Raw genomic sequence first — 25,387 nt, forward strand, 5'->3', positions numbered from 1 at the left:
AGGTCCGCCTAAGGATGCCTCACGCAGGCTATGAGCATCGACATACCGTTAAGGAGTGAGATGCGTAGAGGCACGTTCGTGAGGTGGGGAGTCCCGATCGCGGCGGCGGCCGTGATCGGAGCCGCGATCGGCGCCGGCCCCGTCATCGCCGCGGTGAGCGGCGAGCCCACGCTGCCGGAGCGCTCGGCCGAGCAACTGCTCGCCGACGCCGCGGCGGCCACCGCCAAGGACCAGGGCATGAGGCCGATGTCGGGCACCGTGCAGCAGACCGCTTCGCTCGGCCTGCCCGCGTTGCCCGTCACCGGCGGGGACACCGGCCCGCTCAGCCTGCTGTCCGGCACACACGAGGTGAAGGTCTGGTACGGCGGCGAGAACAAGATCCGCGTCGCCATGCCCACCCACCTCAACGAGACCAACCTGATCTACAACGGCGACCAGTCCTGGTACTGGGACAGCGCCACCAACACCGCCACCCGGCTGCGGATCAAGGCCGACGCCGGCGAGCAGCACGGGCTGCCGACGCCGCAGCCGACCGACGTGACGCCGCAGCAGGCGGCGCAGCGGCTGCTCGCCCAGGTGGACGAGCACACCGCGGTCCGGGTGATCAACACCGCCGAGGTGGCCGGCCGGCCGGTCTACCAGCTCGTCCTGGCCCCCAAGGCGGACGGCTCGCTGGTGCAGGAGGTGCGGATCGCGCTCGACGGCGAGACGTACATGCCGCTCCAGGTGCAGCTCTACGCCAAGGGGTCGGCCGAGCCCGCCTACCAGGTGGGCTTCACCCAGGTGACCTTCACCCCGCCGGCCGCGGAGAACTTCACCTTCACCCCGCCCGCGGGCGCCAAGGTGGAGGAGGCCACGATCGGCGAGGAGAGCATCGGCGCGAAGGCCGAGGAGCGCGCCGAGCACGCCGCCGACATGGCCGGCAAGGCCAAGCTGGTCGGCGACGGCTGGACGACCGTCGCGGTCGTGCCGTTCTCCCTCTCCGACCTCCAGAGTGAGGCCGCCGGGCCGGCCGGGCAGGACGGCCGGGGCGCGCAGGCGAACGCGCTCCTGGACAGCGTGCTCAAGTCCGCCACCCCGGTGAACGGCACGTGGGGCTCCGGCAAGCTGATCAGGACGAAGCTGCTGACCGCACTGCTGACCGACGACGGCCGCCTGCTGGCCGGCGCGGTCACCCCGGAGGAGCTCGTCCGCGTGGCGGGGACGCAGTGACACCCGTCACCACGACCGGCACGACGCAGGAAGCGGGGGCGCCCTTCGGGGCGGCCCCGCCCGCCGGTGACTCCGCCGCCGCCATCGTCACCCGCGGCCTCACCAAACGCTTCCGCGGCGGCCAGGTGGCGGTGGACGCGCTGGACCTGACCGTGCCGCGTGGCTCCGTGTACGGCTTCCTCGGGCCCAACGGCTCGGGCAAGACCACCACGATCCGCATGCTGCTCGGCCTGGTCACGCCCACGGCCGGCGGGTACGAGGTGCTCGGCCTGCCGTCCGCCAGGGCGCTGCCGCGCGTGGGGGCGCTGGTCGAGGGGCCGGCGTTCTACCCGTACCTGTCGGGCGCGGCCAACCTCATGCGCTTCGACGCCGCCGACCCGTCGGCGCGCCGCGCCACCGCCCGGCGGCGGATCGCCGACGCGCTCGACCGGGTCGGGCTGTCGGCCGCGGCGGGCAAGCGCTACCGGACGTACTCGCTCGGCATGCGCCAGCGGCTGGCCATCGCCGCCGCCCTGCTCGGCCCGCGCGAGCTGCTCATCCTGGACGAGCCCACCAACGGGCTCGACCCGCAGGGCACCCGCGAGGTGCGCGCCCTCGTCAAGGAGATCGCCGCCGACGGCACCACCGTCTTCGTCTCCTCGCACCTGCTGGCCGAGATCGAGCAGATGTGCACGCACGCGGCGATCATGCGGGCCGGGCGGCTGGTCGTGCAGGGCACGATCGGCTCGCTGAGCGCCGGCCGGGTCCCGCTCATCCGGGTCGAGACGCCGGACGTGACCGAGGCGGCGCGGGTGCTCGGCGAGCTCGGCCTGACCGGCGTACGGGAGGGCGCGGGCGAGCTCACCGCCGAACTGGGCGGTCACCGGCCCGAGATGATCAATGCCGCTCTGGTGGGGCAGGAGGTGGCGGTACGAGGGCTCGCGGTCGTCCGGCCGAGCCTTGAGGACGTGTTCGTCGGACTGACAGGAGAGGGATTCGATGTCGACGGCTGAGACCCGTACCCAGGCGGGCCCGGGCACCGCCGCGGCGGAGCAGTCGCGCCGCATGCCCGGCCTGGTGCCGGTGACGGAGACCCTGCGCACCGTCGAACGCCGCGCGCCCGAGCCCCTGACCCGCGACACCGGGGAGGTCGCCGGGGAGCACCCGGTCTGGGGAGGCGGCATGGGGACGTTCTGGCGGCTGCTCGCCTCGGAGCTGGCCCTGACCTTCCGCCGCCCCCGCAACATGGCGCTGCTCGCGGTGCTCGGCGTCGTCCCGGTCATCCTCGGCATCGGCCTGCGGCTCGCCTCGGGCACGGCCGGTGACGGCGAGATGGGCGGCATCGTCCAGAACCTCGCCGGGAACAGCCTCATGCTGACGTTCCTGTCGTTCTCGTTCCTCGTGCTGCTGCTCATGCCGGTGGCGGTGAGCGTGGTGGCGGGCGACGCGATCGCCGGCGAGGCGGGCGGCGGCACCCTGCGCTACCTGCTGGCCGCCCCCGCGGGCCGGGGCCGCCTGCTGGCGGTCAAGTACCTCAACGCGGTCGTCTTCGGCTACGCGGTCACCGCCGTCGTGGCCGTGACGGCGCTGCTGACGGGGCTCGCGCTGTTCCCCGGCGGCTCGGTGACGCTGCTGTCCGGCACCACGATCACGATGGGGGAGGGGCTGCTGCGCATCCTCCTCGCCGTCGGCTACGTGGGCGCCGCCATGGCCGCGCTGGCCGCCGTCGCGCTGGCGCTGTCGACCTTCACCGAGGTCGCCATCGGCGCCATCGCGGGGACCCTGGTGCTGCTCGTCGTCTGCCAGGTGGTGCGCGCGGTGCCGGCGCTCGCGCCGGTCACGCCGTACCTGCTGCCGACCAGGTTCACCGCGTTCGACGCGGTGCTGCGCGACCCCGTCGACTTCGCGGCGCTCCGCGACGGGCTGCTGTCCTTCGCCGCCTACATCGCGCTGTTCGGCTCGATCGCCTGGGCCCGCTTCTCCGGCAAGGACATCACGTCCTGAGCGGCTCCGGCGGCGCCGACCGCGGCCATGAGGCGGTCGAGGGCGGCCAGCTCGTCGGGGGCGAGGGCGGCGAGGGCGTCCGGCGGGCGGGCCAGGATACGATCGGCCCGCTCCGCGGCGGCCCGCCCCGCGTCGGTGAGCGTGACGATCCGGTGGCGGCGGTCGCCGGGATGGACGGTGCGCCGCACGTAGCCGCGGCTCTCCAGGTCGTCGACCACCAGCGTCGTGTACGGCCTGTCGGTGCCCAGCCAGGCCGTCAGCTCGCGCATGGTCAGCGGGCCGGGCAGCAGCCGGCGCAGCGCCTTGGCGCGCGAGAAACTCATGCCGAGGGCGTCGGCGACCTCCTTGCGGCGGTCGTCCTCCAGCACCAGCGCGCGCATCGCCGCCCACACACGGGAGAGTGCCGCGGCGCGGTCGTCGGGGGCCTCAGGGCCGCTCATGAGGGGCTTCCGTCCTGGATGAGCCGCTCGGCGGTGCGGGCGGCGCTCCGCTCGGCCCGGCGGCCCGTGGTGAGGACGCCGAGCAGCAGGATCGCCGCGCCACACCCGGCGCCCACCCACCAGCCGATGTGGCTGGCCTGCGGGAAACCGGTGGGCAGCGGGCCGCGTACGGCGGAGGTGACCAGCGCGCCGATCACCGCCACGCCGAGCGTCTGGCCGATCTGCCGGCTGGTGGAGGCCACGGCGGCGGCCACCCCCGCCTGCGCGACCGGCATCCCGGAGACGGCCGTGTTGGTGATGGGCGCGTTGAGCATCCCGAACCCCAGCCCGAACAGCACGTACGCGGTCAGCAGCTGCCAGAGCGGCGTGTGCGCGGTCAGGCCGGTCATCATCAGCATGCTGGCCGTGAGCCCCACCCCGGCGACGACCAGCGGGACGCGCGGCCCCGCCGTGCCGACGAGGCGGCCGGACACCGGCGAGGACACCGCCGTGAGCGCGGCCAGGGGCAGCGTCAGCAGACCGGCGTGCAGGGCCGAGTAGCCGAGGCTCTCCTGCAGGTAGAGGGTGTTGAGGAAGAGGAAGCCGCCGAGCGCGGCGAAGCCGCACACCGCGATCAGCGTGGCCCCCGCGAACGGCGCGCTGCGGAAGAAGCGCGGGTTGATCAGCGGCTCGCGGCGGCGCAGCTCGTACGGCACCAGCACCGCCAGCGCCAGCGCGGCCAGCGCGAAGCAGCCCAGCGTCTGCGCCGAGCCCCAGCCGGCGGAAGGCGCCTCGATCAGCCCGTACGTGAGGCTCGCCAGCAGCACGACGACCAGGGCCTGCCCCACGACGTCCACCGGCCGCGGGCGCGGCGCGCGCGACTCGGGCACGAACAGCGCGCACAGCACGAGCGCCGCCAGCCCGACCGGGATGTTGATCCAGAAGATGGACCGCCAGCCGACCGAGGCCACGAGCGCGCCGCCGAGCGGCGGCCCGAGCGCCATGCTGACGCCGACGACCGCGCCCCACACGCCGATCGCGCGGGCCCGGCTGCGCGGCTCGGTGAAGGTGTTGGTGATGATCGACATGGCGACCGGGTTGAGCATCGAGCCGCCGACGGCCTGCAGGGCGCGGGCCGCGATCAGCCACCCCAGGCCCGGCGCGAGCGAGCAGGCCAGGGAGCCCAGCGTGAACAGCACGAGCCCGGTCTGGAAGGTGCGCCGCCGCCCGACGCGGTCGCCGGTCGAGCCGGACAGCATGAGCAGCGAGGCCAGCACGACGGTGTAGGCGTCGATGATCCACTGCAGGCCGGAGAGGGAGGCGCCGAGGTCGCGCCGGATGGACGGCAGCGCGATGTTCACGATCGTGTTGTCCAGCCCGACGATGAACAGGCTGGTGCAGCAGATGGCCAGGACGAGCATCGGCCTCACGGGCCGGGCCTGCCCGGTGCGGAGGCCGAGGTTCGTCAGCGCCATGAAACGATTATATTGCCGTAACTAACTTTCTCCCGCCCCGGGCGCCCGGCGGTCGCGCCGCCGGGCGCGCGGGTCAGGCGCTGGGGCGGCGGCGCAGGCCGAGGGCGCCGATGATGACGCCGATCACGCCCACCGCGAGGCCCGCTCCGCCCAGCAGTCGGGCGGTGCCGTCCGTGCTGCCGGCCGCGGCGGCCGGCGCCGCGGGCGCGGCCGGGGACACGGTAGGCACGGCGGAAGCGGGGGCCGTGCTCGGGGCGACGGCGCCGTGGCCGTCGTCGCCGGTGGCCGGGGTGAGCTTGAGCAGCGGCGCCGGGTGCTCGGCCTCCGAGCCGTCGGTCTTGGGCGCCTCGGACCAGTCGACGACCTCACCGCTGGAGTAGGTCTGCTTTGTCGGGAAGACGAGCTGGTCGGTGTCGGTGGGCAGCTGCCCCATGGACACCTCGAACTCCTGGAACTGCCCCGGCTCGATCTTGCCGCCGGACCAGACGACCTTGGTCACGGCCTCCTTGAGCTCGCCGTACTCGGTCTTGACCGGCGTGGGCAGCTTGCCCTCGGTGACCTTCACCTTCCACCCGGGCACGGGCTTGACCGACACGAACGCCAGCGGGTGGTCGGCGGGGAAGGTGACCTCGATCGTCGTGGTCGAGGCGTCGTCACGCTCGTTGGGCACCCGGAAGGCGACCTTGGTGAAGCCGCCCTGCTCGGCCGAGCCGGGCTGGATGGTGACGTGGGCGAGGGCGGGCAGGGCGAGCCCGGCGGTGAGTGCGGTGGCGGCGGCGATCACGGTCGCGGCCCGGCGTACGAAGGACATGCGGAAACTCCACTTGAGAGGAAAGGGAAGAACAGGGGTGTCAGACGGTCAGGCGGGAAGTGGAGGACCACGCCTGGCCAGGCAGTGCCGGAGAACCGGCGCGAGAGGGACGGCCCGCGCGGCGGCCACCGGCGGGCGGGGCCGCACGGCGGGCACGGCGACCGGCCGCAGCAGCGTGAGACGCCGCCCGGCCCGCCGGAGCAGGGCCCACAGCGCGGCCTCGCCGCGCGCCAGCCACACCCCCGTGAGGAGCGTGGCGGTGAGGTGGGCGGTCAGCATGCCGGCGTTGACCGCGAGGCCCTGCCCGTGCCCGTGCACGGGGACGTAGGCGATGCTCTGGGAGCCGGCGCGGGCGAACAGCTCGTGCAGCCCGAGTTGCGCGCCGACGAGCACGACGTTGACGACCGGGGCCGAGCGCTCCCGGCCGGTCAGCGCGAGCCCCAGCCCGGCCGACGCCGCGAGCCCCAGCCCGGCGGCCCACGGAGCGGGCCCGGAGCCGCCGCCCAGCAGGTGGGCGAGGGCGGCGAGGGTCACGCAGACGGCGGAGAAGGCCGCCGTCCGCGCCAGCCTCAGGGGGAGTCGCGCGCGCATGGGTGTGCCACATCGTCTCACGGGGCAGGGTTGCATGTGGCCTCAACCGGGCGATGCCTGGGCGTTGCACACTGTTTGTCGCTAGGGTCGTGCCGATCTACGTTGACATAGAGGTGAGAACGTTGCGGCACTTAGGCGGTTTCCTCATCGGGTTGGTGGTCACGGCGGCCGTCCTGGCGGGTGGTGGCTGGGCCGTGACCCAGGCCGCCGCGCAGGCCGCAGCGCACGTCACGGGGCAGGCCCCGGTCACCCCCGCCGACAACCAGAAGCTCTGGATCGCGCTCGGCGCGATGGCCGCGGTCGGCCTGGTGTACGGGCTCGTGGTGGCGGGCCGGATCTCGCCGCTCGCCACTTTCGTGCCGTCCATGGCGCTGCTGTCCTGGACCGTCGTCTACGCGCTCGACCCGGCGCGCGCGATCTCTCTCGTCCCCGCCGAGCCGTCGGTGGACCAGATCGTCAGGGAGGCCGGCGCCGGCGCGCAGACCCTCCTGACGACGGGCGTGCTGGCCCTGCTCGGCGTGGCCCTGTTCATCCCCGTGCTGATGCCGTCGCGCTGGTCGCGCCCGTACGACGACGTCGACGACGACTACGAGAGCTCCCAGGAAGGCGGCTACTACTGATCCGGCCCCGCCGGCCGGCCGTCGGCGAGCACCGCCTCGCCCTTGTAGAGGCGGGTGACGACGTCCTCGATGTCCGCGTCAGCCGGCGCGGTCGCCATCAGGTCCGCCAGCGTGCCGTCGAAGGCCAGCCGGCCGTGGTCGATGAGCATGACCCGGCGGCACAGCCGTTCGACGTCGCCGAGATCGTGGGTGGTCAGCAGCACCGTGGTGCCCTGCTCGGCGTTGACCCGCAGCAGGAACTCGCGGATGCCGGCCTTGCTGACCACGTCGAGGCCGATGGTGGGCTCGTCCAGTACCAGCACCTCGGGCGCGTGCAGCAGCGCCGCCGCGAGATCGCCGCGCATGCGCTGGCCGAGGCTGAGCTGGCGCACCGGCGTACGCAGGAACGCGCCCAGGTCGAGCGCGTCGGTCAGCTCCGCCAGCCGGGCGCGGAAGGCGGCCCGCTCGACCTTGTAGAGCAGCCGGATCAGCTCGAAGCTGTCGGCCAGCGGCAGGTCCCACCACAACGTGGTGCGCTGCCCGAAGACCACCCCGATGCGCCGGGCGAGCGCGGTGCGCCGGCGCGAGGGGTCCAGCCCGGCCACCCGCACCCGGCCGGAGGTGGGCGTGAGGATGCCGCAGAGCATCTTGATCGTGGTGGACTTGCCCGCGCCGTTCGGCCCGAGGCAGCCGACGAACTCTCCGGCGGACACGGTGAACGACAGGTCGCGTACGGCGTGGACGACGTTCCTCCTGACCTTGAACGTACGTCCCGCCCGGTCGAGCTCGATCATCGTCAACTCCCGGTGGATCGGTAGTGCCTGACACCCCGCCGCCAGGCCAGCGCGGCCAGCAGGGCGAGGGCCGGCGCGGCGACCGGCCCGAGGAAACGCATGAACTCCGGCGTGCCGAACGGGTCGGCGCGGTCCAGCACGTACAGGCCGGGCTGCCAGTTGACGAAGGCGAGCGGCAGCACGTACGTGACGCCGCGCACCAGGTCGCGCCCGTAGATGGCGAGGGGGTACTGGGTGAGCTGGTGACCGCCGTAGGTGAAGGCGTTGACCACCTCGGGGGCGTCGGTCAGCGCGAACTGGGCCGCCCCGGCCAGCGTCCACAACGAGGTGAAGATGACCAGCCCCGTGGCCGTCATCACCGGCAGCATCCACAGCCGGCCCGGATCGAGGTCGAGCGCCGCGACCGCCCAGACGAGCACCACGCCGGCCTGGACGACCCGGCCGGCGCGGCTGGGGGTGAAGCGGTCGGTGGCGAGCTGCAGCCAGGCGCCCGCCGGCCGGATGAGGAAGGTGTCGAGCGTGCCGTCCTTGATGTGCCGGCTCACCCGGTCGAGGTTGCTGACGAACATGTCGCACAGCGTGAACGGCAGGCTCGCCGCCCCGTAGAGGAACAGGACCTCCTCGCGGGAGAAGCCGGCGAGGCTGGTGGTGTTGGCGAAGACGACGAGGATGACGGCCAGGTCCATGGCGGCCACGGCCAGGCTGAGCACGGTCATCAGCCAGAACGAGACGGGATAGGCGGCCGCGGCGCGCGTCCACGTCCAGGCCAGCAGGAAGTAGGTCCTAACCACCCTGGATCACCACCTTGTGGCGGATCGCCCGGGTGGCCAGCGCGCCGAGCCCGAGCAGCACGGCCGCCCAGAACGCCTGGAAGGCCAGGGACGGCAGGACGGGGGCGGCCCCGAGATAGAGGTCGGTGGGCACCTGGACCATGGCCGCCCACGGCAGCGCGGCGGCGAGGTCACCGAGCGCGCCGGGGAAGATCCGCAGGGGCAGCATCATGCCGGAGAAGAACGTGCTGAGCACCAGCGACAGCACGGCCACGCCGCGGTCGTCGACGAGCCAGCAGACCGACAGCGCGACCAGGTAGCGCCAGCCGAAGCTGACCACGACCGCGAGCACGAGGCCGGCCAGGAACGCCGCGCACTGCCCGGCCGTGGCGGGCAGCGTGATCCCGAACACCGCCGCGCCGACCGCCATCGGCGGCAGGCCGCGCACCAGGAACAGGTAGACGGCCCGGCCGATGTCCTCGGCCAGCGTCCAGAGCTGCAGCGGGGCGGGGCGGACCAGGTCGAGCGCGATGTCGCCGCTGCGGATGCGCTCGGGCAGGCCGAGGCCGCCGCCGAAGAGCTGCATCGGGGCGATGAGCGCCTGGGTGACGAAGCAGTAGGTGACGGCGTCGGTGAGGTCGTATCCGGCCAGGCCGGGGCGGGCCTGCCAGAGGGCGATGAGGATGTAGGCGCGCAGGACGCCGAACACGCTGTTCGTGAACGCGCCGGCGAGCGCGGCCCACACGTAGGTGGCGTGCTTGCGGAAGCCGTACCGGACGAGCCGGGCATAGAGCGGGACGGTTTTGCACCTCCGGTGTGTGAGGGCACGGTGACGAACCGTGTCCGGGCCCGCGCACGGGCCTGCCGATGGGAAAGCAGGGAATTATCCGTCGGTGGCCCGCGAGCCCGCAACGGATTTAACACGCCCTCGCCGCCGGAAATATTTAGGAAATATCCGGGTAAGAAATGAGATACCTACTGGCCGGTAGCGAGGGCCGTATCCGGGGGAATGAGACCTGTCGGAGGGTCGTTATGCGGATCAATGGGGATGTGATACCCGAATACCCCTTGAGCTGGCAGGCCCGCGCGCTGACCGGAGTCATGTGGGGCACGCTGAAGCCGGCGTCCACGCTCCTCATGCGGCATCCACTCGCGCTGGCCGGCGCCGCCCGCGTCGGCGAACTCGCCCGGCTCGTGCAGGCGCCGCAGCCGGCCCACGTGTCGATCGTGCCCGCCGCCTTCTCCGACTGCGGCGGCGAGTGGGTGCGCGGGGGTGAGGAGCTGGAGGAGAACAAGGTGCTGCTGTACTTCCACGGCGGCGGCTACTTCTCGTGCTCGCCGCGTACCCACCGCTCCATCACCTGGCGGCTGTCGGTGGTGGCCAGGCGTCCCGTGCTGGCGCTCGACTACCGGCAGGGCCCCGTGCACAAGCTGGCCGACTCGCTGGCCGACGCCCTCGACGCCTACGAGTGCCTGCTGCGGCGCGGCCACGCCCCCGAGGACGTCATCGTCGCGGGCGACTCCGCCGGCGGGCACCTGACGCTGGCCACGCTGCTGGCGCTGCGCGACCGTGGCATGCCGCTGCCCGCCGCCGCCGTCTGCATGTCGCCGTGGACCGACCTCACCGACATCCCGCGCCGCGCCAACCGCTGGCAGGACCCGCTGCTGCCGGCCAGCCGGGTACGGTGGCTGGCCCGCCGCTGGACCGACGGGCTCGACCCCCGCGACCCGCTGGTCTCGCCGGTGCTCGGCGACTTCACCGGGCTGCCGCCGCTCATGATCATGACCGGCTCCACCGAGGTGCTGCGCGACGAGGGGCGGCGGGTGGCCGAGGCGGCGCGCCGCGCCGGGGTTCCCGTCCGGTACGAGGAGTGGCGGCGCATGCCGCACGTCTTCCCGATCCTCGCCGACGTGCTGCCCGAGGCCCGGATGGCCTTCCGGCACATCGCCAGGTTCCTCGCCGCCGCCGGTGCCAGGCCGGCGGTGCGGGATGACGAGGCGGCCGCCTGAGCGTTCCCCGATTGAGGGGTCTTCCTGGCCCCGTTCGCCCGGCAGCGTGTAAGGTTAGGTATACCTTACTTGCGTCAGGGGGCAGTGACATATGGCTGACAGGCCCGTGGACCACCACCGGGGGATCGTCCAGCGGACCGAGCGGCTCTCGCCGCACATGGTCCGCGTCGTGGTCGGGGGCGACGGGCTGGCGGACTTCGCGACCTCCGGCCTCACCGACCACTACGTCAAGATCGTCTTTCCGTACGAGGGCGTCGAATATCCCCGTCCGTTCAGCGTGAAGGCGTGCAGGGAGACCATGCCCCGCGAGGTGTGGCCGCGCCTGCGCACCTACACGGTGCGCGCCTGGGACCCCGACGCGCTGGAGCTGACCCTCGACTTCGTGGTCCACGGCGACGAGGGCCTCGCCGGCCCCTGGGCCGAGCGGGCCGCGCCCGGCGACGAGGTGTTCCTGCTGGGGCCGGGCGGCGGCTACGCGCCCTCCCCGGAGGCGGGCTGGCACCTCATGGTGGGCGACGAGAGCGCGCTGCCCGCCATCGCCGCCTCGCTGGAGGCCCTGCCGGACGGGACGCTCGCGTACGTGCTCGTCGAGGTGGAGGGGCCGCAGGACGAGCTGAAGCTCGGCACGGCGGCCGAGGCGCACATCACCTGGCTCTACCGGGGCGACCGCCCGGTGGGGGAGCGGCTGGTCAAGGCGGTCCGCGAGCTGGAGTTCCCGGACGGGGACGTGCACGCGTTCGTCCACGGCGAGGCCGGCTTCGTCAAGGAGCTGCGCCGCCACCTGCGCGTCGAGCGCGGCATCCCGCTGGAGCGGCTGTCGATCTCCGGCTACTGGCGCCGCGGCGTGGACGACGAGGCCTGGCGCGAGGTCAAGCGTGACTGGAACCGGAAGGTGGAGGCCGAGGAGGCCGCTGCCCTCGCGAGCTGACCCTTGGGCGTCGCCGTCCAGAGGGGCCAGCAGCCGCCCCAGGGTGGAGGCTGCCAATCGCATGGAGGGCGGCACGCGGCGGCAGCGGGGTCATCAGGGGTCGCATTTGTCATCTCCGCACTGGGGTGCCCTGCTACTCGCCTGCCCGGCTAAGTGCCGCGCTGGGTCAGCTCATCGGTCACTTCAGTGGTGCGAAGAAGGCTTGCAGGTCCGCGGCCAGCTCGGCCGGGGCCTCCATCGCCGGGAAGTGCCTGCCGCGCCGGAACTCGGTCCAGTGCGCGTCGGCCGGCGCCGGGACCAGCTTTCGTACGGTGTCGTCCGCTCCGAAGACCGCGAACCCCTGCGGTACGGCCGGCGGCGCACCCCACTCCGAGGAGTGCGCCTGCTCGTACAGGGTGTGCGCGGCAGTGACGCCGCAGCCGGTGAACCAGTACAGGCTGACCGTGGTGAGCAACTGGTCGCGGCCGATCGGCAGGTCGGTCCACTCGTGGAACTTCTCGGCGATCCAGGCGAGCTGCAGCAGCGGCGAGTCGACCAGCCCGTAGCCGATGGTCTGCGGCCGGCTGTTCTGGATCGCCAGGTAGCCGGAACCCTCCCTGGTGAAGGCGTCCATCCGGTCCAGGATCAGCTTGTCGAGCGGGTCGTTCTCATTCAGCCGGTCCGCCATTCCAGGCAGGAAGGTGGCGGTGCTCGCGGCAGTCAGCGGATCGGTCACCACGTGTACGCCGATGACGTGCTCGCCGTCGAGGCCGGCGACCATGCCGGACACGCCCGCGCCGATGTCGCCGCCATGCAGGCCGTACCGCTCGTAGCCGAGCCGGCGCATCAGCTCGGCCCAGGCGCGTGCGGTGCGGCCCATCGCCCAGCCCGTCCCGCCGAGCGGGGTGGAGAAGGTGTACCCGGGCAGGGACGGGGCGACGACATGGAAGGCCTGACCGTCCACCGGGTCGACCAGCGGCTCGATCAGGTGCAGGAACTCGGCGACGGAGCTGGGGTAGCCGTGGGTGATCAGCAGCGGTTTCGCGTCGGGCTGGTCGGACCTGACGTGCAGGAAGTGGATGCGCTGGCCGTCGATCTCGGTGGTGAACTGCGGGTACTGGTTGAGCCGCGCCTCCTGGGCGCGCCAGTCGTACTGCATGCGCCAGTAGTCGGCGAGTTCCCTCAGGTAGGCCGCCGGTACGCCGCGGGCCCACTCCACGCCCGGCGACTCGCCGGGCCAGCGGGCGTTGACCAGCCGGTCGTGCAGGTGGTCGACGTCGGCCTGGGGGATCTCGATGTGGAAGGGCAGAATGCCGTCGCTGATGGCGCTTCTCCTAGTCGACAGAGGCCGGTACGGCCTGGGGGTTGTCCGGGCGCTCTTGCGCTCACCTGGAGAAGAGTAGGGACGATAGGGGAAAGAACCGTTCCTGGATAGTCGTCAGGATCGAAGAATGTCGGAAACCTCGGCGCGGCTGCTGCGCCTGCTGTCCCTGCTGCAGGCTCAACGCGACTGGACCGGTACCGAGCTCGCCGCCCGGCTCGGCGTCACCACCCGCACGATCCGTAATGACATCGGCCGGTTGCGCGGGCTGGGCTATCCGGTCGACGCGCGGCCGGGTGTGGCCGGCGGGTACCGGCTCGGCACGGGTGGCGCCCTGCCGCCGCTGCTGCTGGACGACGAGGAGGCGGTAGCGGTCGCCGTCGGATTGCGTACCGCCGCGAACGGCTCGATCGCGGGCATCGAGGAGACCTCGGTGCGTGCGCTGGCCAAGCTGCAGCAGATGCTTCCCGCGCGGCTGCGCCACCAGGTCAGCGCCTTCCAGTCGTACGCGCTGCCGATGCCGTCGCCTGGCCCGCGGGTGGATCCGGACGTGCTGACCGTGATCGCGAGCGCGTGCCGGGACCATGAGCGGCTCAGGTTCGACTATCGGGCGCATGCCGGCGCGGCAAGTCGGCGCTCGGTCGAGCCGTACCGCCTGGTGAACGACCGGCGGCGCTGGTATCTGGTGGCCTGGGACCTGGACCGGGACGCCTGGCGTACCTTCCGGGTCGACCGGATCGAGCCGCGGACGCCGGCCGGGCCGCGCTTCACGCCCCGCCGGTTACCGCCCGACGCGGAGATCACGGCGCGGGTGGCCCGCGGATCCGGCGAGGCGACCTGGCGGTACCGGGCGCGGGTGATCGTGCACGCGCCCGCGTCGTACGTGCGAGGTCGGCTGCCGATCCCCGTGGAGGTGGAGTCCCTTGGCGATGACCGGTGCGCCTTCGAGCCAGGCTCGGACCATCCGCAGATGCTCGCCCTCCATCTGGGCCTGCTGGACGCGGATTTCACGGTCGTTGACGCCCCGGAACTGGTTGACGCACTGCACGCCCTGACGGAGCGCTACCAGCGCGCGATCGACGCCAGCCGGCGGACGCCTGCCCGCTCCGCGCACAGTGCTCCATGAGGCCGGATGATCGTTGGGTGGCTACGCCAGTCGATCAAGGCCCTGGTCCCCGGGGTCCAGGAACACCGGCCCCACCCGCAGCTTCAGGCCCTCCCATTCCTCACCTTCAGGGAATGACCGCCTTACCTCCAATACCCCTTAAGTAAGACATGCGGACAGCCTCCGCGGATCCGGCCACAGTGTGCCTTGGCCGTGTTCCAGACAGGAGAGGCGAAATCCGGATGGCGCGTGGTGAGAGCGGCATGCCTCCCGGCGTGCGGCCCCTGGCGGCGGGCGACCCGATCGTCATCGGCCGATATCCGCTCCTCGGCCGTCTGGGAGCGGGCGGGATGGGAGTCGTCTACCTGGCCGAGCACCCTCGGGGCGGCCTCGTCGCGCTCAAGACGCCACACGCGGCGCACCTCCACGATGCCACGCTGCTGGCCCGCTTCGCCGAAGAAGTCGCCTTCTCGCGCAGATTGGTGCCGTTCTGCACCGCCGCCGTGCTGGAGGACGGCGCCGACCACGAGCGGCCGTACCTCGTCACCGAGTACATCCCGGGACCCGCGCTCTCGCAGGTCGTCCTCGCCGCCGGACCCCTAACGCCCGGCCTCGCCTACGGCGTCGCGCTCGGCGCGGCGGCCGGCCTGGTGGCCGTGCACGAGGCGGGGTTCGTGCACCGCGACCTCAAGCCCGCCAACGTGCTGCTGTCGCCGCGCGGGCCGCGCGTCATCGACTTCGGCATCGCCCGCGACCTCACCGGCGAGCGCGGCGCGGACGCCCACACCCAGGCCGGGCAGGTCATGGGCAGCCCCGGATGGGTCGCGCCCGAACGGCTGACCGGCGGGCCCGCCCTCCCGGCGGCCGACGTCTTCGCCTGGGGGTGCGTGGTGGCGTTCGCCGCGTCCGGGCACCACCCGTACGGGAGCGGCCACGGGGGCGACGAGACGGAGGCGATCACCCGGCGCATCCTCTTCGAGCCGCCCCGGCTGGACCGCCTGCCCGTCCTGCTGCGGCCCGCGGTGGAAGCGGCGCTGGCCAAGGACCCCGGCCAGCGGCCCGGCGCCGCGGAACTGCTGCGGGCGCTGCTGGCGGCGGGCGGGATCGGCGTTCCGTGGGATCTGCGGCAGGCGGTGGAGGGGGTGCTCGGGCGGATCTGGACTCCGGTGCCGTACCCGGTGGGCGACGACCCGCCCCCGGGGGCGCGGTCCGGACCTCCGCCTGGGGTGTGGCCGGGGGAGCCGTCCGCGCCGTCCTCCGGGCCGCCGGGGCCGTCGTCCGGGCCGTCGTCCGGGCCGTCGTCCGGGCCGGGGGACGGGCGTCGCCGAAGGCGGGCCGGGGCCCATTTGTCGCACGCGACCTTCGCCGCCCTCGCCACCGTCTCGATCGCGGCCGTCACCGTCATCGCCGCCGCGTCCGGTCCCGGGCAGGACGTGGAAGGCGGGTCCGTCGCGCCGCCGCCCGCCGTGGTGCCGCAGTCCAGCGCCGACTCCACCCTGCGTCCTCCCCATGCCACCCGCACCGGCGGCCCGCCGCCGCCCGGCCGCGTGGACACCCCGATGACGGTCCCCGCCGTCGAGCCGCCTTCCGGCCGGACCCCCACCGTGTACGTCACCCGCACCCGCACGGCGGGCACCGTCGCCGTCGTCCCCCCGGTCCCGGACCGGGAGGACACCTCCCGGCCGCCCACCGCCGGAGACCCCGGCGACCCCGATCCGGGCGGCCCCGATCCGGGCGAGTGCGCGAACCCGGCGAGCCGGCGGCGCGGCCACGCGGCGGCCCGCCGTGACTGCCCGCGCCCGACCGCCTCGATCACCACGATCCCCCAGGACGGCCCCGGCGAGTCCCCGGACCCGTCCACGTCGGCCCAGCCGACGCCGACGGCCACGGGAAGCTCCTGACCGGGCCGGACGGGGGCACGGGTGCCGGCCGGACCAACTGGCGGGCGGCCGGCACCCGCGTGCCCCCTACGGGGTGCGGGTCAGCGTACGCGGGCCTGGGAGGCCGAGGCGCCGCCGCGCGAGGACTCCCAGCCGGCGACCACGGCAGGATCGGCGGCGAGGGCCCGGGTCAGCGGGACCTTCACGGTCGTCGTGCCCCGGCGCGGTACGGCGGCGACCGCCGAGCCCGCCGTGCCCCGCGCGTCCCGTACGAACAGGTGGGCCTTGCCCGGCCCCGCCGCCCGGAACGTCACCGTGACCGCGTTCCCGGCCCGGACCGCCGTGACCACCTGCCCGGCGTCCGCCGCCGCGGGGCCGCCGGCCGGTGGCACGTTCACCCGGACCGCCTGCTCCAGCGACTGCGGCGAGTCGAGGCTGGACAGCGCCGTGTCCGGGATGACCGGTTCGGGCGCCGGCCGCTCCGTGGTCCGGTATCCCGCCAGCGACGCCACGCCCCACCGGTACGGGTCGCCCTGCACGCCGCCCCACGTCGACCAGCCGATCCGGGTCTGCCCGGTCTTGTCCTGGGTGTCGGAGTCGTACACCAGGATGTTGAGCCCGAGGTGCTCCGGATCCACCGAGCCGGGCAGCAGCTCCAGCGGGATCGCCGCCTCGACCGTGTACTCACCGGGGGAGACCTTGGAGGCGATCCGCATCCCGGTGGCCGGGCCCTGCCGGTTGTCCGCGTCGCGCAGCGCGCACGGCGGCCCCTCGGCGGTCACCGGCAGCACCGCCGCCTTGAACGTCGTCGAGGTGTTCTCCGACGTGCCGCGCGGGTCGAGCGCGATCTCCACCGCGTCGGTACGCCAGTGCCGCTTGCAGTCGGTGGCGGCCAGCCGGGTGCCGAGCACGTCGTCCTTGACCCGGACCGCCACGTACAGCGTGTCCTCGTGCCAGGCCAGCCGGGCCGTGGCCGAGCAGTCGGCCGCCGACGAGCACGCCGTGCCCTCCCACAGCCGGGAGACGTCGATCGCGGGCCCCGGATAGCCGGAGTCGTCCCCGTCCACGTCGAGCGCGGCGCCGGCCTGCGGGATCGTGGCCGCCGGCACCAGCTCCAGCGCGGGCCGGCCGGTGACCACGCCGTCCACGGTGACGGTGTAGGCGTAGTCGCCGCCCTCGTTGGACGTCTTCAGCGAGGCGTCGGTGTTCGTGACCGTGAACGGCACCGTCGCCGACGCGCCCGGCGCCAGCTCGGCATAGGCGGCCTCGGCCCGGTCGGCGGCGAAGCCCGCGGGCAGGTCCACGCGTACGGTGCCGGAGCGCGGCGCGTCGCCGACGTTCGTCACCACGACGCCGACCTGCCGCGAGCCGCCCGACGGCAGCGTCAGCACCGGCGTCACCAGGCCGCGCAGCTGTGGCACGCCGACGCCCGAGGTCCACTTCTCGTACTGGGCGACCTGCGGGAGGAACTGCTGCTGGCCGCGTACGGCGGGGCTCGCCTCGACCTGCCGGTCGGTGTAGCCGCGGCCCCGCTCGGTGGTCAGCACCGCGCCGATCCGCGCCCGGCCCGCCGCCCCCGTCGCCGGTGTGACGGTGAACCGCGCCGAGGCCGGCCGCCCGGCGGTGATCCGGCCGAGGCCGCCGGAGCCGGCGACGGTCCAGCCCTCGGGGACGCGCAGCGCGGCCGACGAGCGGCCTAGCGGTTCGCGGGCGGTCACCGAGACCTCGACGGTGAACGGCGTCCCCGGCCGGACGTCGAACGTGCCGGTACGCAGCGAGAGCCCGGTGCCGAGCGGCACGGACCCCGACGGGCGGGTCAGCACGCCGTCCAGGATCGCCGTGGGCGCCGCCGCGGCCGGGGTGCCCGGCTCGGGGAACGGCACCCGCGCGTCCACCTGGGTGAAGAAGTCACAGCCGAGCTGCGCGGGGTCGGCGGGCACGTCGGGGAAGACGGCCCATCCTTGGGAGGCGTAGACGCGCTGGGAGTCCCGTTCGATGGCCGCCCACGTCCGGCCGCCGGTCGAGGTCCGCCCGCTCCACACGCCGTACACGTTCTGCGCCGGGTTCGCCGGACGGAAGGTCGCCCCGCAGGACGGCCCGACCTGCGACGTGCCGCGCCCGCCGCCGGTCAGCAGCCGCGCCGGCGCGAACGGCTTCAGCCCTTCCCGCGTGATCTGCTCGGGGAACGCCTTCGGGTCGGCCGCCGCGTAGAACGCCTCGATCGCCAGCCTGGCCGCCTGCTGATGGTTGCCGTGGTTGCCGGGCGTCGGGGCCGGGTCCATGGTCAGCAGGATCTCCGGCCGGGTCTGACGGACGACCCTGACCACCTTCTCCAGCGTGTCGCCGCCCCAGACCTGGTCGGTCAGCGGGGCGCTCACCGTGTAGTAGAAGTCGACGTCGTCCAGGTTGAACACCTCGCGCACGCCGGCCCCGCCGACCGCCGCGCGCTCCTCGGCCTCGCGCAGCAGCCCCAGCGCGGGCCCCTCCTCGGGGCCGACGGCGTTGCCGCCGCCCTCGCCCCGCGTGACGGTGACCACGCCCGTGCGGACGCGGTGGTCCTCGTTCCACTGGCCGAGCGTGGACAGGCTGAACGCCTCGTCGTCCGGATGCGCGCCGACGAACAGCGCGTCGAGGTCCACGGGCGCGGCCGGGGCCGCCGCGGCCGCCGCTTGGGAGGGCAGGGCGGGCAGGGCGGCGGCTCCCGGGACGAGCATCAGAAGGGCGGACAGGAACAATCGCATGGCGCCTCCGGAGGGTCTACTCGCGAACCGCCCCTTGGAGCAGCCCGCGGACGAAGTGTCGCTGGAGGAACAGATAGAAGATCACGACCGGCGTCGCCACGATCACCGACCCGGCCGCGAGCAGCGTGAAGCCCGAGGTGTGCTGGCCCTGGAAGAACGCCAGGCCGAGCGGCGCCGTACGCAGCGACTCGCTGGTCACCATGATCAGCGGGATGAGGAACTCGTTCCACGTCCACATGAAGACCAGCACCGTCAGCGTCACCACCGCCGGCCGCGCCGGCGGCACCAGCACCTGCCACAGGATCCGCCACGTCGAGGCCCCGTCGATGCGCGCCGCCTCCACGATCGCCCGGTTCGAGGCGCGGAAGTAGGCCCGCATCCAGAACGTACCGAACGCCACCGACAACGCCACCTGCGGCAACGCCACCGACCAGAACGTGTCGATCAGCCCCAGCGAGCGCAGGTCGAAGTAGAGCGGCACCGCGACGGCCTCGCTCGGCATCATGATTCCGAGCATGAACAGGTAGAACAGCGCCGACTGCCCGCGAAAGCGCATCGTGCCGAACGCGTACCCGCTCATGACCGACAGCACCACGCTGACCACCACGACGAACGCCGACACCGCGATGCTCGTACGCAGGTAGGTCCCGAACCGGCCCACCTCCCAGGCCGCCGCGAAGTTCGCCGGCCCCGCCGTCCCGCCGCTGTCGGACGGGCCCAGCGCCGCCCCCAGGATCGTCACGATCGGCAGCAGTGCGAACACCGCGAACACCGACAGGATGACGTAGTTGGCCACCCGCTCCCCGCGCGAGATCACGTGAGCCCCCTGTCGGCGAACCGGTTGATCCCGAACGAGATCACGAAGATGAGCAGCGCCAGCGTCACCCCGACGGCCGCCGCCGAGCCCACCTGGCCGAGCCCGAAGGCCCGGTGGTAGACCTCGTACGACGGCACCGTGGTGGACGTGCCGGGACCGCCGCGTGTCGTCACGTACACCAGGTCGAACGTGCGCAGCGCGGCGATGACCGTCAGCGTCAGGGCGACCGCGATCTCCCCGCGCACCGACGGCAGCGTCACGGCGAAGAACTCCCTGACCGCGCCGGCGCCGTCGAGGCGCGCGGCCTCGTACAGGTCGGGCGGCACCCGGCTCATGCCGGCCAGCAGCAGCACGGTCACCAGCCCCGTCTCGACCCACGTGCCGACCACCCCGACGGCGGGCAGCGCGAAGGTGTAGTCGCCGAGCCAGCCCCGCGTCAGCGAGTCCAGCCCGAGCGCGCCGAGCAGCGCGTTGAGCGTGCCGTCGGGCGCGTAGACGCGCCGCCACGCCACCGCCACCACGACCATCGCCACCACCTGCGGCAGGAACACCACCGTGCGGAAGAAGCCGAGCCCGCGCACCTTGGCGTGGTTGAGCACGGCCGCCAGCGCCAGGCCGATGGCCACGGGGATCAGCGCGTAGAACACGACGAGCACCAGCGCGTGCCCGAAGGCGGCGCGCAGCCCCTCGTCGGCCACGATGGCGGCGTAGTTGTCCAGGCCCGCCCACCTGCCCACGGACAGCCCGTCCCAGTCGTAGAGGGAGAACTGCACCGCCCGCCCGATCGGGAACAGCAGGAACGCCGCGTAGATCACGAACGCCGGCAGCAGGTAGAGGTAGGCGACGCGACGGGGCTCGCCCGGAGGCCGCCCCGCCGCCCTCCGCCGTGCCATCAGTTGCTCTCGGCGAAGGTCTTGTAGTCCTTCTCCAGCGTGGCCAGGAACTCCTGCGGGGTCGCCTTCCCGGCGAGCAGGTCCTGCAGCGCCGCGCCGAGCGTGTCGGCGAAGGTCGGGGTCGCGTAGTCGAGGTACGGGACCAGCCCGTCCTTCCCGGTGACGGTGCCGAAGGCGGTGAAGACGTCCTGCTGCGGCCCCGCCTTGACGCTCTGCTCCCCGGTCTCGGCGACCGGCAGGTTGCCGGTCGAGGTGAGCACCTTCATCGCGTCCGCGCTGGTGATGAAGTCGACGTACGCGGCCGCCGCGTCCGGGTGGGGGCTCTTGGCGGTGATGGCGAACGGCAGCCCGGTGCCTCCCGTCGCGACCGGCGGTGCGTCGGCGGACACGCCCGGCGGCAGCATGAAGCCGAGGTCGCCGCCGAGCGCCTTCTCCAGGTCGGCGAGCAGCCAGGTGCCCGCGATGAGGAAGACGCCCTCGCCCTTGCCGAACGCCTGCCAGGCGGGGTCGTAGCCCTGGCCGTTGAAGCCCTTGGCGAAGTAGCCCTTGTCGACCCAGCCGACGAGCTGCTCGGCGGCGGCGGTGTTCTCGGGCGTGTTCCAGGAGGCGCCCTTGCGGCCGAAGGCGAGCGCGGAGATCTGCTCCGCGGGCACGTGCCGGCCCTGGACGGTGCCGAAGACGTGGATGGCGGGCCACTTGTCGAGGTTGCCGAGCTGCAGGGGCACCTCGCCGGCGGTCTTGGCGGTGCCGAGCGCCGTCTCGAAGTCGGCCCACGTCTTCGGTGGCTGCAGCCCGAGCTTGGTGAGCTTGGCCTTGTTGTAGAAGACGCCGACGACCTCGCCGACCTGGGGGAGGCCGTACAGGTTGCCCTCGCCGAAGAGCTTGCCGTCGGCGCTGTAGCGGGAGTAGCGAAGGACGGACTCGGGATAGCGCTGCTTCCAGCCGTAGGCGTCGGCGTAGGCGTCGAGCGGGAGGAGCTGGCCGGCCTTGACGAACGCGCCCATGGAGGAGCGGCCGTTGTTGGCCTCGACGACGTCCGGGGGCTCGTTGCCGCTGAGGGCGAGGCGGAGGGTGGTGTTGAGGTCGTCGAAGGAGCGGGACACCCGGTTGAGCTTGATGTTGGGGTATTTGGCCTGGAAGGCGTCGTTGAGCTGCTTCATCTGCGCCGCCTGCCCGCCGCGGACCTCCTGGTCCCACACGGTGAGCGTGACGTCGCCGAGGGCGGCGGCGTCGGTGCGCACGGCGGACGGGGCCTGGCTCTGCGGGGCGGGCGGCGCGGAGGATCCGGGTGCGCACGCGGTCAGGGCGAGGGCGGCGGCGGCGAGCAGCGCGATCGCCGGGGTGCGGCCCGTCCGTCGCGTCGTGGACGTCATGGTTACTCCTTCTGCGCGGGCACGCGGGAGGTGCCGGGGTCCCCGTCGTCGTGCGCGGGGTCGTCGTGCGCGGGGCCACCCCCGTGCGAGTCGTCCCGCGGACCCTCTTTCCTGGATCCGGCGTCCGTCACCGGGGTGGCCTCGCCGCCCGGCTGGGGCTGGGGGGCGACGCCGACGTCGGCGTAGCGGGCGATGGTGGCGGCGGCGCGGCGTACCGCGCCGACCGGGTCGGTGGGGACCAGCCGGTCCAGGAAGGCGTAGCGGCGGGCGAGCGAGCTGCCGTAGGCGCCGCTGTGGGGGGCCGTGGCGCGTACCTCGTGCCACCAGTCGGCGATGTCGCCCCAGCCGGGCGCGGCGAGCGAGCCGCCGAACTGCTGCACGGCGAGGGCCGCGCACACCTGGGCGAAGGCGACGCGGTCGGTGAGCGGCCAGCCGCAGAGGGTGCCGAGCACGAAACCCGCGCCGAACACGTCGCCGGCGCCGGTGGGGTCGAGCGCGTTGACCCGCGGCGCGGGCACGAATGCCTCCTCGCCGGTGGTGGAGTCGATGGCCATCGCGCCGTTGGCGCCGTCGGTCACCACGGCGACCGGCACGTGGTCGGCGATGGCGTAGAGCGCGTCGCGCGGGGTGTCCATGCGGGTGTAGGCCATGGCCTCGACGGCGTTCGGCATGAAGGCGTGGCAGATCGACAACTGCTCCAGCACCCCGGAGGACCAGGAGCCGGACGGGTCCCAGCCGACGTCGGCGAAGATCAGCGCGCCGTCGTGGTGCGCCAGCTCGGCCCAGTTGCACGCGCTGCCGGGGGTGCCGAGCGGCTCGTCGTCGGAGAGGGTGACGATCACGGCCTTGGAGCGGGGCGGCTTGCCGATCATCTCGGAGGCGGACATGGGCGAGGGGTGGCCGTGGGTCACCATGCTGCGGTCGCGGTCGACGGCCATGGAGACGGTGACGGGCGAGTGCCAGTGCTCGAAGCGGCGCGACCTGGACAGGTCGACCGACTCCTGCTCCTCCAGGGTGCGCCAGCAGAAGTCGCCGTAGTCGTCGTCGCCGAAGGCCGCGGCGAGGGAGGTGCGCAGGCCGAGGCGGCTGGTGGCGATGGCGAGGTTGGCGATGCCGCCGGGGCACGAGCCCATGCCGTCGGCCCAGATCTCGGTGCCGGCGGCGGGCATGGCGGGCAGCCCGGTGAAGATGATGTCCAGGAAGACCGTGCCCGCCAGGAACACGTCGAACTGCGGGCTGCCGGGGGTGCGTTCGCCGGCGAGAGGGTCGTACGCCTGAACAGTCACGGGAATGAGGCCTCCTCGACACGCCGCGATGTGCGCAATCTTGCACGTTTGCTCGCACACTTCAAGCCCTCTGCGCGATTGGTGGTACCAAATGCGTACGAATTGCTTACTTGGTGCTTACTGTTGGGCGGAAATGACTGATAAGGTGACGCCGTGCTTCAGCGCCTCCGGCATGCCGAGATCATGCGCCGCGTCCGGCTCTCAGGCGCCACCAGCGTCCGCGATCTCGCCAGCCAGCTCGGCGTGAGCCCGTCCACCATCCGCAGGGACCTCGAGGTGCTCGACCGCGACGGCACGCTGCGGCGCGTCCGCGGCGGAGCCCTGGCCGGCGTGGACGCCGACGCCGACCGTCCCTTCGCCGAGGTGGCCGAGGTCGACGGGCAGGACAAGGAGGCCGTGGCGGCGCGCGCGGCCGAGCTGGTCCGCGACGGCGACGTGGTGCTGCTCGACATCGGCACCACCACCGCGTGCCTGGCCCGGCGGCTGCGCGGGCGGCGCGTCACGGTCGTCACCTCCAGCCTCGCCGTGCTCGACGCGCTCCGCTGCGATCCCGAGGTCGAGCTGCTGCTGCTCGGCGGCATGGTCCGGCGTTCCTACCACTCGCTGGTCGGGGTGCTCACCGAGGCCGCGCTGAAGCAGGTGGTGGCCGACCGGGTGTTCCTGGGCGCCAGCGGCGTGCGCCCCGACGGGCAGCTCGTCGACACCACGCTCGCCGAGGTGCCGCTCAAGCGGGCCATGATCGCCGCGGCGGGGCAGGTGCTGCTGCTGGTCGACCGGCACAAGTTCCCCGGGACGGGCGCCCTGCGCGTGTGCGGGCCCGAGGACGTCGACGTGGTCGTCACGAACGCCGGGGCCGATCCGGCCACGCTGCGCAACCTGACGGCCGCGGGCGCCGAGGTGCTGCTCGCGTGAGGGTGAGGGAGTTCGTATGAGACTGGCCGTGATCGGGGGCGGCGGCTTCCGCGTGCCGCTCGTGTACGGCGCGCTGCTGCGCGACCAGGCCAAGCCGCGGGTGGAGGAGGTCGTGCTCCACGACGTCTCCGCCGACCGGCTGGCGGTCGTCGCCCATGTGCTGCGTCAGCTCGCCGCAGGTCACGACGACCCGCCCGCGGTGCGCGTCACCACCTCGCTGGACGAGGCGGTGCGGGGGGCCGACTTCGTCTTCTCCGCCATGCGGGTCGGCGGCCTGGCCGGGCGCTCGGCGGACGAGCGGGTCGCGCTGGAGCTGGGGCTGCTCGGCCAGGAGACCACCGGTCCCGGCGGCATCGCGTACGGCCTGCGCACCGTGCCGGTCGCCGTGCGGATGGCCGAGCGGATCGCCGAGCTGGCGCCGCGCGCCTGGGTCATCAACTTCACCAACCCGGCCGGCATGATCACCGAGGCGATGCGGGGCGTCCTCGGCGACCGGGTGATCGGCATCTGCGACTCGCCGATCGGCCTGATCCGCCGCGCCGCCGCCGCGCTCGGGCTCGACCCGGCCCGCGTCGAGCCCGACTACGTGGGGCTCAACCACCTGGGCTGGCTGCGCGGGCTCGGCCACGACGGCGAGGACGTGCTGCCCGGCCTGCTCGCCGACGAGACGGCGCTGCGCCAGGTCGAGGAGGCCCGGCTGTTCGGGCCCGGCTGGGTGCGCACGCTCGGCGCCCTGCCGAACGAATACCTCTATTACTACTACTTCACCCGCGAGGCGATCGCCGCCGGCCGGGGCCGCACCCGGGGCGAGAGCCTGCTCGGCCGGCAGGACGCCTTCTACGCCGCCGTCCAGGCCGAACCCGGGCAGGCGCTGGCCGAGTGGCGGCGGGCGCGCAGGGAGCGCGACGAGTCGTACATGGCCGACGTCCGCGACACGGCCGAGGCGGGCGAGCGCGACGCGGCCGACCTGGAGGCGGGCGGCTACGAGGGCATCGCGCTCGCGCTGATGGCAGCCCTGTCGCGCGGCGAGCCGGCCACGATGATCCTCAACGTGCGCAACGGGTCGGCCGTCCCCGGCCTGCCCGCCGAGGCGGTCGTGGAGGTCCCGTGCGCGGTGGGCGGCGCGGGAGTGCGCCCGCTGGCCACCCGCCCGCTGCCGGGCCGGTTCCTGGGGCTGCTGCAGCAGGTGAAGGCGGTCGAGCAGACCACCATCGAGGCCGCGCTGAGCGGGTCGGCCGAGCTGGCCGTTGCGGCGTTCGCCCTGCATCCGCTGGTCGACTCGGTCTCCACGGCCCGCGCCCTGCTCGACGGCTACCGCGCCCGCGTCCCGGAGCTGGCGCAGGTCATACCGGGCGCGGTCTGAGCCCCGGATTCTGTCGGTCCCGGCACGCATACTGACCTTCGGCATCGCCCGGAGGGAGGGGCCATGGCGAGGGGCTCTGGAAGGCGCACCGGCGGCGGGACGCCGAGGCGGCGGACCGCCGCGAC

General features: G+C 73.5%; 23 protein-coding genes. 10 read left to right on the forward strand and 13 right to left on the reverse strand.

Annotation, left to right across the window (positions count from 1 at the left end):
- Positions 1-60 precede the first annotated feature (60 nt).
- From SMD20_RS06300 to SMD20_RS06310, 3 genes are read left to right on the forward strand one after another with little or no spacing between them, the layout of a single operon-like run.
- On the forward strand, positions 61-1,212 hold the full coding sequence (locus SMD20_RS06300; protein WP_329576098.1) for a LolA family protein: 1,152 nt from the start codon (positions 61-63) through the stop codon (positions 1,210-1,212).
- Positions 1,209-2,204: an ABC transporter ATP-binding protein gene (locus SMD20_RS06305; RefSeq protein WP_329576101.1), complete on the forward strand. Its 996-nt coding sequence runs from the start codon at positions 1,209-1,211 to the stop codon at positions 2,202-2,204. Before SMD20_RS06300 ends, SMD20_RS06305 begins: the two co-directional genes overlap by 4 nt.
- Positions 2,191-3,195 (forward strand): ABC transporter permease, encoded by a 1,005-nt coding sequence (locus SMD20_RS06310; RefSeq protein ID WP_329576104.1) that lies wholly within the window; start codon positions 2,191-2,193, stop codon positions 3,193-3,195. The genes SMD20_RS06305 and SMD20_RS06310 overlap by 14 nt, the downstream gene beginning before the upstream one ends.
- Here the strand turns inward: SMD20_RS06310 and SMD20_RS06315 are convergent.
- The 4 genes from SMD20_RS06315 to SMD20_RS06330 form a co-directional block, all read right to left on the reverse strand.
- Positions 3,132-3,635 carry a MarR family winged helix-turn-helix transcriptional regulator gene (locus tag SMD20_RS06315; RefSeq protein WP_329576107.1) on the reverse strand — a complete coding sequence of 168 codons (504 nt, stop codon included), beginning with the start codon at positions 3,633-3,635 and terminating at the stop codon, positions 3,132-3,134. The two genes, SMD20_RS06310 and SMD20_RS06315, sit on opposite strands and share 64 nt — an antisense overlap.
- Positions 3,632-5,089, reverse strand: a complete 1,458-nt coding sequence (locus SMD20_RS06320) for an MFS transporter (protein ID WP_329576109.1) — start codon at positions 5,087-5,089, stop codon at positions 3,632-3,634. The genes SMD20_RS06315 and SMD20_RS06320 overlap by 4 nt, the downstream gene beginning before the upstream one ends.
- Before the next feature lie 73 nt (positions 5,090-5,162).
- Positions 5,163-5,900: a YcnI family copper-binding membrane protein gene (locus tag SMD20_RS06325; RefSeq protein ID WP_329576114.1), complete on the reverse strand. Its 738-nt coding sequence runs from the start codon at positions 5,898-5,900 to the stop codon at positions 5,163-5,165.
- A 48-nt stretch (positions 5,901-5,948) separates the two neighbouring features.
- On the reverse strand, positions 5,949-6,491 hold the full coding sequence (locus SMD20_RS06330; RefSeq protein WP_329576116.1) for an MFS transporter: 543 nt from the start codon (positions 6,489-6,491) through the stop codon (positions 5,949-5,951).
- 113 nt (positions 6,492-6,604) lie between these two features.
- On the opposite strand from SMD20_RS06330, the gene SMD20_RS06335 reads away from it, so the two are divergent.
- The gene (locus SMD20_RS06335) at positions 6,605-7,111 is read left to right on the forward strand and encodes a hypothetical protein (RefSeq protein ID WP_329576119.1); all 507 of its coding nucleotides are present in this window, start codon (positions 6,605-6,607) and stop codon (positions 7,109-7,111) included.
- On the opposite strand, the gene SMD20_RS06340 is transcribed toward SMD20_RS06335, so the two are convergent.
- The 3 genes from SMD20_RS06340 to SMD20_RS06350 are packed head-to-tail and all read right to left on the reverse strand — an operon-like array spanning position 7,105 to position 9,399.
- Entirely contained in the window at positions 7,105-7,884 is a 780-nt protein-coding gene (locus SMD20_RS06340) for an ABC transporter ATP-binding protein (protein ID WP_329576121.1), read from the reverse strand. The two genes, SMD20_RS06335 and SMD20_RS06340, sit on opposite strands and share 7 nt — an antisense overlap.
- Before the next feature lie 2 nt (positions 7,885-7,886).
- On the reverse strand, positions 7,887-8,675 hold the full coding sequence (locus SMD20_RS06345; RefSeq protein WP_329576124.1) for an ABC transporter permease: 789 nt from the start codon (positions 8,673-8,675) through the stop codon (positions 7,887-7,889).
- On the reverse strand, positions 8,668-9,399 hold the full coding sequence (locus tag SMD20_RS06350) for an ABC transporter permease (RefSeq protein ID WP_329576127.1): 732 nt from the start codon (positions 9,397-9,399) through the stop codon (positions 8,668-8,670). The genes SMD20_RS06345 and SMD20_RS06350 overlap by 8 nt, the downstream gene beginning before the upstream one ends.
- A gap of 323 nt (positions 9,400-9,722) precedes the next feature.
- On the opposite strand from SMD20_RS06350, the gene SMD20_RS06355 reads away from it, so the two are divergent.
- A complete protein-coding gene (locus SMD20_RS06355) occupies positions 9,723-10,664 on the forward strand; it encodes an alpha/beta hydrolase (protein WP_329576130.1) in 942 nt (313 codons plus the stop codon).
- A 91-nt stretch (positions 10,665-10,755) separates the two neighbouring features.
- Positions 10,756-11,592, forward strand: coding sequence for a siderophore-interacting protein (locus SMD20_RS06360; protein ID WP_329576133.1), 837 nt, complete (start codon positions 10,756-10,758; stop codon positions 11,590-11,592).
- Between the two features lie 178 nt (positions 11,593-11,770).
- Here SMD20_RS06360 and SMD20_RS06365 read toward each other — a convergent pair whose 3' ends face one another.
- Positions 11,771-12,916, reverse strand: a complete 1,146-nt coding sequence (locus SMD20_RS06365) for an epoxide hydrolase family protein (protein ID WP_329592456.1) — start codon at positions 12,914-12,916, stop codon at positions 11,771-11,773.
- A 106-nt stretch (positions 12,917-13,022) separates the two neighbouring features.
- Between SMD20_RS06365 and SMD20_RS06370 the strand changes: the two genes are divergently transcribed.
- Together SMD20_RS06370 and SMD20_RS06375 are read left to right on the forward strand one after the other, a co-directional pair.
- Complete coding sequence (locus SMD20_RS06370; RefSeq protein WP_329576136.1) at positions 13,023-14,018, forward strand: helix-turn-helix transcriptional regulator; 996 nt, start codon at positions 13,023-13,025, stop codon at positions 14,016-14,018.
- A gap of 221 nt (positions 14,019-14,239) precedes the next feature.
- Positions 14,240-15,898, forward strand: coding sequence for a serine/threonine-protein kinase (locus SMD20_RS06375; RefSeq protein WP_329576138.1), 1,659 nt, complete (start codon positions 14,240-14,242; stop codon positions 15,896-15,898).
- Between the two features lie 80 nt (positions 15,899-15,978).
- On the opposite strand, the gene SMD20_RS06380 is transcribed toward SMD20_RS06375, so the two are convergent.
- The 5 genes from SMD20_RS06380 to SMD20_RS06400 are packed head-to-tail and all read right to left on the reverse strand — an operon-like array spanning position 15,979 to position 22,987.
- Positions 15,979-18,618: a sugar-binding protein gene (locus SMD20_RS06380; protein ID WP_329576140.1), complete on the reverse strand. Its 2,640-nt coding sequence runs from the start codon at positions 18,616-18,618 to the stop codon at positions 15,979-15,981.
- Positions 18,619-18,634: 16 nt separating this feature from the next.
- Positions 18,635-19,435, reverse strand: a complete 801-nt coding sequence (locus SMD20_RS06385; RefSeq protein ID WP_329576143.1) for a carbohydrate ABC transporter permease — start codon at positions 19,433-19,435, stop codon at positions 18,635-18,637.
- Positions 19,432-20,328 carry a carbohydrate ABC transporter permease gene (locus tag SMD20_RS06390; protein WP_329576146.1) on the reverse strand — a complete coding sequence of 299 codons (897 nt, stop codon included), beginning with the start codon at positions 20,326-20,328 and terminating at the stop codon, positions 19,432-19,434. The genes SMD20_RS06385 and SMD20_RS06390 overlap by 4 nt, the downstream gene beginning before the upstream one ends.
- Complete coding sequence (locus tag SMD20_RS06395; RefSeq protein ID WP_329576149.1) at positions 20,328-21,701, reverse strand: extracellular solute-binding protein; 1,374 nt, start codon at positions 21,699-21,701, stop codon at positions 20,328-20,330. The genes SMD20_RS06390 and SMD20_RS06395 overlap by 1 nt, the downstream gene beginning before the upstream one ends.
- A 2-nt stretch (positions 21,702-21,703) precedes the next feature.
- Positions 21,704-22,987 (reverse strand): carbohydrate kinase family protein, encoded by a 1,284-nt coding sequence (locus SMD20_RS06400; protein WP_329576152.1) that lies wholly within the window; start codon positions 22,985-22,987, stop codon positions 21,704-21,706.
- A gap of 153 nt (positions 22,988-23,140) precedes the next feature.
- On the opposite strand from SMD20_RS06400, the gene SMD20_RS06405 reads away from it, so the two are divergent.
- Together SMD20_RS06405 and SMD20_RS06410 are read left to right on the forward strand one after the other, a co-directional pair.
- Complete coding sequence (locus tag SMD20_RS06405) at positions 23,141-23,899, forward strand: DeoR/GlpR family DNA-binding transcription regulator (RefSeq protein WP_329576154.1); 759 nt, start codon at positions 23,141-23,143, stop codon at positions 23,897-23,899.
- Between the two features lie 16 nt (positions 23,900-23,915).
- Entirely contained in the window at positions 23,916-25,262 is a 1,347-nt protein-coding gene (locus tag SMD20_RS06410; protein WP_329576157.1) for a 6-phospho-beta-glucosidase, read from the forward strand.
- Positions 25,263-25,387 lie beyond the last annotated feature (125 nt).

Source organism: Nonomuraea sp. LP-02, assembly GCF_036289125.1.
Taxonomy (GTDB): Bacteria; Actinomycetota; Actinomycetes; order Streptosporangiales; family Streptosporangiaceae; genus Nonomuraea; species Nonomuraea bangladeshensis.